The following is a 1,408-nucleotide window of genomic DNA, read 5'->3' as shown; positions in this document are numbered from 1 at the left end:
GGCCGCGGGGTACGGCGAGTCCGACGGCGGCCGGTGCGGCGCCGGGCCGTACGGTGCCCGCCCCTTCGGGTACGACGGCTGCGCCGCGCCGGTGCCGGTGCCTTCGGCGGACGGGTCGGCGGGGGCGGGATCCACGGGGTGGGACGCCGGGCCCTGGGGGTACGGGGCGCTCCGGGGGTGTCCCGAATCCTGGGGACGCGGCACTCCTTGGCCGTACGGCGACCGCTGGGGGCGCGGCGAGTCCTCGGCGTGCGGCGATCCTTCGGGGCGCGTCGGCTCCTGGGCGTACGGCGACGCCTGGAGGTAGGTGGACCCTTGGGGATACGTCGGCCCTTGGGGGTAGGGCGACCCTTGGGCGTACGGCGCCGATCGCGCCGTACCCTCGCTCCCGCCCTCGACCGGGCCCCCGGGCTCGGCGGCGTGGTCGGTGCCCATGTCGCCCTCAGCGGGGCGCCGGGCACCGGGCAGTGCGGCCCGTTCGCCCTGCTGGGCCTCCTGTACCCGGGCCGCGGCGCGGGCGCCCGCCCGGTACGCGGCGATGGCCCCGGCCCGCGCGGCACGGATGTCGGCGCCGCTCTCCAGCGCCCGCTGTCCCGCCGTACCGGACGCCGGGGACCCCCCGGGCGCCTCGGGCCCGCCGGACACGCCGTTCACGTCCGGCGCACCGGCCGCCCGTGCCTGGATGGCGGCGCGCCGCGCTGCCTCGGGGTCCACGGCGTCGGGCACAACGATGTCAACGGGCCGTCCGGCACCCGGCAGGGACTCGGCGGCGCCCCCCGTACCGCCGTCCTCCTCCGCCCCCGGCACCGGGTCGTACCCGCACAGCGCCTCCTCCGCGGCACCGGCGGCGAGGCCGGTCAGCAGGACCCGGCCGTCGTCGCAGACGAGGACCGTGCGGGCGGTGACATTGCGGTGGACCCAGCCATGGGCGTGCAGGACGCGCAGGGCCATGAGGACGTCGGAGGCCACCTCGGCGGCGCGATAGGGCGTGAGGGGGCGCTCGGCGAGGAGCGCGGACAGCGGGCGGGCGGCGACCCACTCGCTGACGATCCACAGCGAGCCGCCCTCGGCGAAGACGTCGAAGACCTGGTCCAGACGCGGATGGTCGGGGATGCGGGCCGCCGCCTGGGCGGCCTCCACGGCGCGCCGCACCGCGGGCTCGGCGGGCCGGCGTGTCGCGGCCCGCGCGGCCGGCACAGAACGCGCCCCGCGCCCGCGCGCGGTGAACCCCTCGGGCAGTCCGTCCGCGTCGAGCACCTCGGCCTCGACGACCTCCGGCAGCGGCACCTGACGGACCAGCACCTCCTGGCCGCTGTAGGTGTCGAAGGCGCGGGTGGCGGTCGGTTCGTACCCGTCGGACGGCGGCAGCGGCAGACGGTAGCGGTCCGCCAGCACCCGGCCCGCGTAG

At 78.7% G+C, this 1,408-nt stretch carries 1 protein-coding gene; it reads right to left on the bottom strand.

Translation table 11 applies throughout. The features are described 5' to 3' along the window. The coding region (locus tag CCN72_RS36360; RefSeq protein ID WP_244174662.1) for a protein kinase at positions 1 to 1,408 on the bottom strand (1,408 nt) is incomplete at both ends.

Origin of the sequence: Streptomyces murinus (assembly GCF_002154555.1) — a bacterium.
GTDB classification, from domain to species: Bacteria; Actinomycetota; Actinomycetes; order Streptomycetales; family Streptomycetaceae; genus Streptomyces; species Streptomyces murinus.
The sequence above is the reverse complement of the archived record's forward strand: the minus strand, read 5'-3'. Positions and strand labels throughout refer to the sequence as shown.